We start from the raw sequence: 8,558 nt of genomic DNA on the forward strand, positions 1-8,558 counted from the left end.
GCACCCGTACCTCCGGCCGACCCGGTGGGGTAATGTTGATGGCTGCGAAGGGGAGTAGCCCCGCGAACCGGTCGTCGACACACTGGAGCCCTCGGGTTCCCGGTGGCCGGGCCCGTGAGACCTGGACAGGGTTTCTCACGGGCGGGCGAGACCTTCGGTTCTGTATGACACGTCCACGCCCTGTGGGCGCTGCCGTCATGCCGGGCCGAGTGGTCCTCCGAACAGCCCGAGCGGCGCTTCGCGAAGATCCGGGGCCCGGCTCGCACAGAAAGCCACCCGGAATGCACCTCGACCCTCTGGCGATCATCACCGCCTTCGGGCTGATCTTCCTCGCGGAGCTCCCCGACAAGACGATGTTCGCGTCGCTGGCCATGGGCACGCGGATGCGCCCGCTCTACGTGTGGTTCGGCACGTCGTCCGCGTTCATCGTGCATGTCGCCATCGCCGTGGGCGCGGGCAGCCTGATCGGGCTGCTGCCCGACTGGACCGTCAAGCTCGTCTCGGCCACGCTCTTCGCGTTCGGCGCGTTCATCCTGCTGCGCGGCAGCGGCGGTGACGACGATGACGACGCCGAGGTGAAGACCGTGACCGGCTTCTGGCCGGTCTACTCGACCGCGTTCATGGCGGTCTTCATCAGCGAGTGGGGCGACCTGACCCAGATCACCACCGCCAACCTGGCCGCGAGCAACGGGGCCTGGTCCACCGCGATCGGGTCGGCCGCCGCCCTGATGTCCGTCTCGGCCCTGGCGCTGCTCGCGGGGAAGTTCATCGCGAAGCGCGTACCGCTGAAGACCGTGCAGCGCATCGGCGGGATCTGCATGTTGGGCCTGGCGATCTGGACGGGCGTGGAGATCTTCACCGGCTGACGGCGGTGACGCTTAGGGGGCGTGCCGGTGCCGGTACGCCCCCCGGGAGCCCGCTCAGAACAGTGCCTGTACCCCGTCCCGTCCGCCACCGCTCTCGAAGGCGAGCAGCCGCTGCTTGCGGTCCAGGCCGCCGCCGTATCCGGTGAGGCCGCCCGAGGCTCCGATGACCCGGTGGCACGGCACGATGATGCCGACCGGGTTCCTGCCGTTGGCCAGGCCGACCGCCCTCGAAGCGCCCGGCTTGCCGAGCTCCTCGGCCAGTTCGCCGTACGTACGCGTCTCGCCGTAAGGGATCTTGCTCAGCTCCGCCCAGACGCTCCGCTGGAACGGGGTGCCGTGCAGGTGGAGCGGGAGGTCGAAGGTGGTGAGCTCCCCGGCGAAGTACGCCGTGAGCTGTCGGATCACCTCGGGGAAGGGTTCCGGGTCCGGGACCCCGAAGGTCTCCTCGGGTGGGCGGTGGCGCTGGTCGGTCATGTAGAGGGCGGAGAGGATGCCGTCGGTGGCGACCAGCGTCAGCGGGCCGTAGGGGCTGTCGACGACCGTGTGCTGCTTGGCGTGCATGGAAACTTCCTCCGTCAGGTGGGCAGGTGGTTGATGGGGTGGTCGTCCACGGTCCAGAGGTACTGGACGGCGTACGCGCGCCAGGGGCGCCAGTCGGCGGCCCTGGCGGTGAGGGCGGCGGGGGTGGCCGGGAGGCCGAGTCGCTCGGCCGCCCGGCGGATGCCGAGGTCGGTGGGGAGGAAGGCGTCGGGGTCGCCGAGGGCCCGCATGGCGATGACCTCGACCGTCCAGGGGCCGAAGCCGGGGAGTGCGGAGAGTTCGGCGCGGGCCCGCTGCCAGTCGGTGTCGGTGCCCAGGCGGAGCGTGCCGTCGGCGAGGGCGGCGACCAGGGTGGTGAGCGTGGTGCGGCGGGTCCGGGGCAGGGCCAGCGACTCCGGGTCGAGCTCCGCCAGGGCCTGGGAGGTCGGGAAGAGGTGGGTGAGCCCGCCCTCGGGGTCGTCGACGGGCACGCCGTGCGCGGTGACCAGGCGGGCCGCGTGGGTGCGGGCGGCGGCGGTGGAGACCTGCTGGCCGAGGACCGCGCGGACGGCGAACTCGGCGCCGTTGACCGTACGCGGCACCCGGCGGCCGGGCCCGGCGTGGACCAGCGGGGTGAGCAGCGGGTCGGTGCGCAGCCGGTCGTCGACGGCGACCGGGTCCGCGTCCAGGTCCAGGAGCCAGCGGCACCGGCTGATGGCCTGGGTGAGGTCGCGGGGGTCGGTGAGGGAGAGCCGGCAGGCGATGTGGCCGGGCTGCGGGGTGAGGGCGACGATGCCATGGCCGTACGGGAGGGTCAGCGTGCGGCGGTAGGCGCCGTCCCGCCATTCCTCGATGCCGGGGACTGCGGTGGCGGCGAGGTGGCCGAAGAGGTTGCTGGGGTTGAGCGGGGCCCGGTAGGGGAGGCGGAGCGCGATCACGCCGGGGGTGGCGGGAGCGAGGGGGCCGCGGGCCGCGCGGGTGCGCAGTTCGCCAGGGGCCAGGGCGAAGACCTCGCGGACGGTCTCGTTGAAGGTGCGGACGGAGGAGAACCCGGCGGCGAACGCCACCTCCGCCAGGGGCAGGGTGGTGGTCTCGATGAGGAGGCGGGCGGTCTGGGCCCGCTGGGCGCGGGCCAGGGCCAGCGGTCCGGCGCCGAGCTCGGCGAGGAGCTGGCGTTCGATCTGGCGGGCGGAGTAGCCGAGCCGGGCGGCGAGGCCGGGGATGCCCTCGCGGTCGACGACGCCGTCCCGGATGAGCCGCATGGCGCGGGCCACGGAGTCGGCGCGGACGTTCCACTCGGGGGAACCGGGGCTGGTGTCGGGGCGGCACCGTTTGCAGGCCCGGAACCCGGCCTGCTGGCAGGCGGCGGCGCTCGGGTAGAAGGTCATGTTGCGGACCTTGGGTGGTACGACGGGGCAGCTGGGGCGGCAGTAGATCCGGGTGGTGAGGACCGCGGTGAAGAACCAGCCGTCGAAGCGGGCGTCCTTGGACTGGACGGCCCGCACGCAGCGCTCGGTGTCGGTGTGCATGGTTCCAAGAATGGGTCACCGGTCAGGGGCCTGGCTGGCGGAAATCCGACACGCACCTCGCCCCTCCCGCCGGGACTCAGCCGCGCATCGCGAGGACTTCCTCGAACTCCACGTAGGCGTGCGCGTCGAAGAGCACGAACCGTACCTCCTCGACCGGGGCCACGGTCTCCGCGAGCACCGTGCGCACGGCGATCCGCGCGCCGTCGTCCATCGGCCAGCCGTAGATACCCGTCGAGATCGCCGGGAACGCGACGGTCCTGGCGCCCAACTCGGCGGCCAGATGCAGGGATTCGCGGTAGCACGAGGCGAGCAGTGCGGAGCGGTCCTGGGCTCCGGAGAAGACCGGCCCGACCGTGTGGACCACCCAGCGGGCGGCCAGGCGTCCGGCGGTGGTGGCGACGGCGCGGCCGGTGGCCAGGCCCTTGCCGTACTGCGAGGCGCGCAGCTCCCGGCAGGCGGCGAGGATCTCGGGGCCGCCGCGCCGGTGGATGGCCCCGTCGACCCCGCCGCCGCCGAGGAGCGAGGAGTTCGCGGCGTTGACGATGACGTCGACGGACTGGTCGGTGATGTCACCGCGGACCAGGCGGACCGCGGGGGTGACGGAGGTGCTCATGCGGACATCATGCCGCGCTCCGCACGCCCGCGCCGCCCGCTCTCGCCGACCGGGCCCGCGGGACGGCGCCGGGCCCGGTCGGCGGTGCGGCGCAGCGGCGTTGGGATCCGGCCTCCCGTAACTGGCTCGGCGGCTGAGTCAGGCGGCGCGCAGCTGTCGCCATACGGCCTTGGCGGCGTGGTGGCCGGACATGCCGTGCACACCGGGTCCGGGCGGGGCGGCCGAGGAGCAGAGGAAGACCGCCGGGTGCGCGGTCGCGTAGGGGACGCGGGCGAGTTTGGGGCGGATCAGGGTCTGGAGGCCGGAGAAGGCTCCGCAGGCGATGTCGCCGCCGACGTAGTTGGCGTTGCGCTCGGCCAGTTGGGGCGGTCCGGAGACGGCGCGGGCGAGGACCAGGTCGCGGAACCCGGGGGCGAAGCGCTCCAGTTGGCGTTCGATGACCTCGGTGGCGTCGCCCTCCCAGCCGGCCGGGACGTGCCCGTACACCCAGAAGACGTGGTGTCCTTCGGGGGCGCGGGTCGGGTCGGTGAGGCTCGGCTGGGCGGTGATGAGGAAGGGGACGGAGGGGTCGCGGCCCTCGACGGCGGCCTTCAGCGCGGTGTCGATGGTGCGGGCGTCGGGGCCGATGTGGACGGTGCCGGCGCGGCGGGCGGCCTCGGCGGTCCAGGGGACGGGGCCGGAGAGCGCGTAGTCGATCTTGAAGGCAGAGGCGCCGTAGCGGTAGTGGCTGTAGGCGGAGCCGAGGCCGGCGATGCGGGCGAGCGCGGAGGGTGAGGTGTCGAAGATGTAGGCGCGGGCGGGCGGGAGTTCGTCAAGCCGCTTGACCTCGCTGCCGGTGCGGATGGCGCCGCCCTGTTCCCGGAGGTAGGAGGCGAGGGCGTCCGCGATGGCCTGCGAGCCGCCGCGCGGCACCGGCCAGCCGTTCTCGTGGGCGGCGAGCGCGAAGACGAGGGCGATCGCCGAGGTGGCGAAGCCGCTGGTGGGAGCTATGGCGTGGGCGGCGAGCCCGGCGAAGAGGCCGCGGGCCTTCTCGCCCTGGAAGCGCCGGGAGACCCAGGTGGCGGGCTGGAGGCCGAGCAGGCCGAAGCGGGCCAGCCGGTAGGGGTCGCGGGGCAGGCCGTCCCAGGGGGTGCGCAGGAAGTCGGCGGCCAGGGTGTCCCAGCGGCCGACGAAGGGGGCGACGAGGCGGCGGTAGGCGCCCGCGTCGGCGGGGCCCAGCGTCATCGCGCTCTCGCCGACGGAGCGGGTGAGCGCGGCGGCGGTGCCGTCCGGGAAGGGGTGGGCGAGGTCGACCTCGGGGTGCAGCCACTCAAGGCCGTGCCGGGCCAGGGGCATCGCCCGGAACGCGGGCGAGCCGATGCCGAGCGGGTGCACGGCGGAGCAGGGGTCGTGCCGGAACCCCGGCAGCGTCAGCTCCTCGGTACGGGCGCCTCCGCCGACGGTGTCGTGCGCCTCGTGGACCTCCACGGCGAAGCCCCTGCGGGCCAGTTCGGCGGCGGCGGTCAGCCCGTTGGGCCCGGCCCCCACGACGACCGCATCGAGCATCGACGGCACCTTGGGACTCCTTCGTCGGCCGGCAGGCGGACCCCCAGGGTATTCGGGCGCACCGACAGCGTGGACGCGGGGACCCCGGGGCCCGGCCCGGGGTGGGTCAGCCGCCCGCCCTCAGGGCGGCCAGGACGCGCTGGGCGGTGGTCTCGTCGCGGGCCGCCGTGAACGGCAGGTCGTTGCCGCCCGCGATCCGGTACGGGGCGCCGGACAGGGTCGCCTGGGCGCCGCCCGCCTCGGTGACCAGGAGCAGGCCCGCCGCGTGATCCCAGGCGAGCTCCCAGTTGAAGGCGACGGCGTCCTGGGCACCGCGGGCGACCGCGAGGTACTCGAGCCCGGCCGAGCCGCAGGGGCGGGGGGCGATGCCTTCGGTGCGCAGGCCGAGCAGGGCCCGCTTCTGCGCCTCGGTGGTGTAGTCGGGATGCGACATCGCCACGTTGAGTACGGCGCCGGGGGCGGGCACGCCGGAGCGCACCGGCGTGCCGTTCAGCGTGGCGCCCCTGCCGCGTACGGCGACGGCCATCTCGCCCAGGACCGGTGCGTACGTCCAGGAGGCGTGGACCTCGCCGTGCAGGGCCAGGGCGACCAGGGTGCAGAAACCGGCCTCACCCCGGACGAACTGCCGGGTGCCGTCGACCGGGTCGACGATCCAGACGGGGGCGTCGCCGCCGAGGGCGTCGTAGACCGCCGGGTCGGCGTGGACGGCCTCCTCGCCGACGACGACCGAGCCGGGCAGCAGCTCGGTGAGGGCGGCGGTGAGGTGCTCCTCGGCCAGCCGGTCCGCGGCGGTGACCAGGTCGTGCGGGCCGCTCTTCTCGATGATCTCGTGGGCGGCGAGCTTCCGGTGGCGCGGCATGATCTCGGCCGCGGCCGCGGCGCGCACGGCCGCCTCGACCTCGGCGAGCGGTCCGGTGTGCCCGGCGGTTCCGTACAGGAAGTCATCGATCATGGCTCCAGCTAAGCACGGTCGGCCGGGGCCCTTCGGACCGGAGCATTCGGGCCACGGGGGGTGAGCGATCCGTTGCAGCGGGTGAGCTGCGGCGACAGTGCTCATATGCCGCTCTCGCACACCCTCTTCCGAGCTGAAGCTCGCCGGGGGGCCCGGCGGACCACGCCCTGACCCTGCGGGGGGCGCCGAGGCGCGCCGGTCGTCCCCGGATGATTCGGACGGGCCGCCGGGGGCAGGCGATCCGCCGGACGGCCGATCGCCGCCGACCCGTCGGAAGCCTCTTTCCGGCACACGTCGGCGGGGCGCGGATCCTGGCCGGACCGGGCCTACCGTCGGCCTGGTCAGCCACCTTGACCAACGGAGATGTACGACATGGCAAAGATCCTTTTCGTGGTGACCGGCGCGGACCACTGGACCCTGGCGGACGGCACGGCCCATCCGACGGGCTTCTGGGCCGAGGAGGCCGTGGCCCCGTACCAGGTGTTCACCGGCGCCGGTCACGAGGTGGTCGTCGCCACCCCGGGCGGCGTCGTCCCGACCGTGGACCGCGGCAGCCTGGCCCCCGACGTCAACGGTGGCCAGGAGGGCGCCGACAAGGTGGCGGCGGGGCTGGAGGCGTTCGAGGAGCTGCGGCGGCCCCTCGCGCTGGAGGACGTGGACCTGGACGCGTACGACGCCGTCTTCTACCCGGGCGGCCACGGCCCGATGGAGGACCTCGCGGTGGACCCGGTCTCCGGGCGCCTGCTCACCGAGACCCTGGCGTCGGGCAAGCCGCTCGGCGTCGTCTGCCACGCCCCGGCGGCGCTGCTCGCCGCCACGGGCCCGGACGGCGCCAACGCGTTCGCCGGATACCGGCTGACGGGCTTCACCAACGCCGAGGAGACCCAGGCGGGCCTGGCGGAGAAGGCGAAGTGGCTGCTCCAGGACCGGCTGGTGGCGCTCGGCGCGGACTTCCAGGAGGGTGAGCCCTGGGCGCCGTTCGTGATCACCGACCGGAACCTGGTGACCGGTCAGAACCCGGCGTCCTCCGCACCGCTGGCCGAGGAGTTGCTCAAGCGGATCGGCTGACCGGGACGCCCCCGTGACGCCCGCGCCCCGGCCCCGGTGCGGCTGGTAGGGCCACGTACGCGGGCGTCACCAGTCCCGCTGCCCCGGCGGCTCGCAGAGCTCCAGGACCACGGCCCCCGAGTCCGGCTCCTCCCCCGCGAGGGGCTTCACGCGGGCGCCGACCGTCACCATCTGCGGTGCGGCGCCGACGACCTGGCAGCGGAAGACGAAGCCCTCGGGGAAGCGGACCAGGGATTCGTTGCGCGCCGCCTCGGTGTAGCGGTGGACCACGGCGGTCCGTACGACCACCCCGTGGCCCGTGGTGCGTTCCGGTTCCAGTTCGCTGGACGCGCACACCGGGCAGAGCAACCGCCGGAAGGAGGCGGTGCCGCACCAGCGGCAGCGGTTGTAGGAGAGGCCGCACTCCTCGTGCGCCTTCTGGACGGTGCCCATTCCTGCCTGAGACACGGATCGACCCCCTGCGCTCGACTCGGACGCGCCGCACCTGGCTGACGGCGCGTCCGCACCATATGGCACTGAGTGCCGGAGAGTAAAGGCACTGAGTGCCGATTATTACCCAGTTCTTGCCGCAGACGCGGCTCGGTCCGCCCGCCGGTACCGCTCAGCTCTCGCCGACGGCCGCCTCGACCTGCTGCACGACGCGCCACATGGGGGTGCCTTTAGCGGCCACCATGACGATGACCTCGTTGTCGCCGGATCCGGTGGTGATGCCGCCGGCCGGCACCGGTTCCCCCAGCGGGGGCGAGGGCTCGGCGGGCCGCCCCCACACGTCCCGCACCAGGTCGAGGGCGTGGTCCACGGCCGCCTCGGGATCCCCCGCCCCGCCCGAGCGCAGCCACAGCCGCAGCCCGTTGTTGTGCGCGGCGACCACGGAGGCGGCGATCACCTCGGCACGCAGCTCCCCGTCACCGTCCGCTCCGAAGCGGCCCCGGAGGTGACCGGCGAGCGTCTGCTCGTAGCGGCGCACCACGGAGAGTTCGTACGTCCGCAGTCCGGGCACCTCCCGGGTGAGCCGGTAGCGCTGTACGGAGAACTCGGGGTCGGCCGCGTACATCCGCAGCACGATCCGAGCCGCGTCGCACACCGCGCCCACCGGATCACCGTCGTCCACGGCGGCGAGGAACTCCGTCATCTCGGCGAGGCAGCGCTCATGATCCGGGAAGACCACATCTTCCTTGGAGGGGAAGTACCGGAAGAAGGAGCGCCGCCCCACCCCGGCCCGCGCCACGATGTCGTCGACCGTCGTCCGCTCGAAGCCCCGCTCCAGGAAGAGCTGGAAGGCCGCCTGGGCGAGCACCTCCCGCATGGGTGCCTTCTTCTCGGGTCCGCGTGCCTCGCTCATGCGGCGAAACGTAGCACCGGAAGGCGGATTTTGGCACTGAGTACCTTTACAGAGGGTACTCAGTGCCATAAAGTCACTCTTAGAAACCACACCCAGGTAGGCAGGAGAGCCGGCGTGAGCTTGA

The 8,558-nt window shown here is 73.4% G+C and carries 9 protein-coding genes; 2 read left to right on the top strand and 7 right to left on the bottom strand.

What is annotated here, in order from left to right; genetic code table 11:
- Positions 1–281: 281 nt before the first annotated feature.
- A complete protein-coding gene (locus AMK21_RS32800; RefSeq protein WP_073882796.1) occupies positions 282–866 on the top strand; it encodes a TMEM165/GDT1 family protein in 585 nt (194 codons plus the stop codon).
- Positions 867–920: 54 nt separating this feature from the next.
- Here the strand turns inward: AMK21_RS32800 and AMK21_RS32805 are convergent, their stop codons facing one another.
- From AMK21_RS32805 to AMK21_RS32825, 5 genes are all read right to left on the bottom strand, one after another.
- Positions 921–1,427 carry a methylated-DNA--[protein]-cysteine S-methyltransferase gene (locus AMK21_RS32805; protein WP_073882797.1) on the bottom strand — a complete coding sequence of 169 codons (507 nt, stop codon included), beginning with the start codon at positions 1,425–1,427 and terminating at the stop codon, positions 921–923.
- A gap of 14 nt (positions 1,428–1,441) precedes the next feature.
- Positions 1,442–2,914, bottom strand: coding sequence for an AlkA N-terminal domain-containing protein (locus AMK21_RS32810; RefSeq protein ID WP_073882798.1), 1,473 nt, complete (start codon positions 2,912–2,914; stop codon positions 1,442–1,444).
- Between the two features lie 76 nt (positions 2,915–2,990).
- Positions 2,991–3,527: an O-acetyl-ADP-ribose deacetylase gene (locus AMK21_RS32815; protein ID WP_018513514.1), complete on the bottom strand. Its 537-nt coding sequence runs from the start codon at positions 3,525–3,527 to the stop codon at positions 2,991–2,993.
- Positions 3,528–3,665: 138 nt separating this feature from the next.
- Positions 3,666–5,081 (bottom strand): phytoene desaturase family protein, encoded by a 1,416-nt coding sequence (locus AMK21_RS32820; protein WP_073882799.1) that lies wholly within the window; start codon positions 5,079–5,081, stop codon positions 3,666–3,668.
- A gap of 97 nt (positions 5,082–5,178) precedes the next feature.
- Positions 5,179–6,024, bottom strand: coding sequence for an inositol monophosphatase family protein (locus AMK21_RS32825; RefSeq protein WP_073882800.1), 846 nt, complete (start codon positions 6,022–6,024; stop codon positions 5,179–5,181).
- A 372-nt stretch (positions 6,025–6,396) separates the two neighbouring features.
- Here AMK21_RS32825 and AMK21_RS32830 point away from each other — a divergent pair, with 372 nt between their 5' ends.
- Entirely contained in the window at positions 6,397–7,092 is a 696-nt protein-coding gene (locus AMK21_RS32830) for a type 1 glutamine amidotransferase domain-containing protein (protein WP_073882805.1), read from the top strand.
- Positions 7,093–7,158: 66 nt separating this feature from the next.
- On the opposite strand, the gene AMK21_RS32835 is transcribed toward AMK21_RS32830, so the two are convergent.
- Together AMK21_RS32835 and AMK21_RS32840 are read right to left on the bottom strand one after the other, a co-directional pair.
- Complete coding sequence (locus tag AMK21_RS32835) at positions 7,159–7,524, bottom strand: Zn-ribbon domain-containing OB-fold protein (protein WP_018513521.1); 366 nt, start codon at positions 7,522–7,524, stop codon at positions 7,159–7,161.
- A 169-nt stretch (positions 7,525–7,693) separates the two neighbouring features.
- Positions 7,694–8,398, bottom strand: a complete 705-nt coding sequence (locus AMK21_RS32840; protein ID WP_073882801.1) for a TetR family transcriptional regulator — start codon at positions 8,396–8,398, stop codon at positions 7,694–7,696.
- Positions 8,399–8,558: the final 160 nt, after the last annotated feature.

Source organism: Streptomyces sp. CB00316 (genome assembly GCF_001905595.1).
Taxonomy (GTDB): Bacteria; Actinomycetota; Actinomycetes; order Streptomycetales; family Streptomycetaceae; genus Streptomyces.

What these genes read in the sequence shown, in the direction of transcription:
- AMK21_RS32800 (WP_073882796.1), top strand. Translation starts at nt 282, where the DNA reads ATGCACCTCGACCCTCTGGCGATCATCACCGCCTTCGGGCTGATCTTC.
- AMK21_RS32805 (WP_073882797.1), bottom strand. Translation starts at nt 1,427, where the DNA reads ATGCACGCCAAGCAGCACACGGTCGTCGACAGCCCCTACGGCCCGCTG.
- AMK21_RS32810 (WP_073882798.1), bottom strand. Translation starts at nt 2,914, where the DNA reads ATGCACACCGACACCGAGCGCTGCGTGCGGGCCGTCCAGTCCAAGGAC.
- AMK21_RS32815 (WP_018513514.1), bottom strand. Translation starts at nt 3,527, where the DNA reads ATGAGCACCTCCGTCACCCCCGCGGTCCGCCTGGTCCGCGGTGACATC.
- AMK21_RS32825 (WP_073882800.1), bottom strand. Translation starts at nt 6,024, where the DNA reads ATGATCGATGACTTCCTGTACGGAACCGCCGGGCACACCGGACCGCTC.
- AMK21_RS32830 (WP_073882805.1), top strand. Translation starts at nt 6,397, where the DNA reads ATGGCAAAGATCCTTTTCGTGGTGACCGGCGCGGACCACTGGACCCTG.
- AMK21_RS32835 (WP_018513521.1), bottom strand. Translation starts at nt 7,524, where the DNA reads ATGGGCACCGTCCAGAAGGCGCACGAGGAGTGCGGCCTCTCCTACAAC.
- AMK21_RS32840 (WP_073882801.1), bottom strand. Translation starts at nt 8,398, where the DNA reads ATGCGGGAGGTGCTCGCCCAGGCGGCCTTCCAGCTCTTCCTGGAGCGG.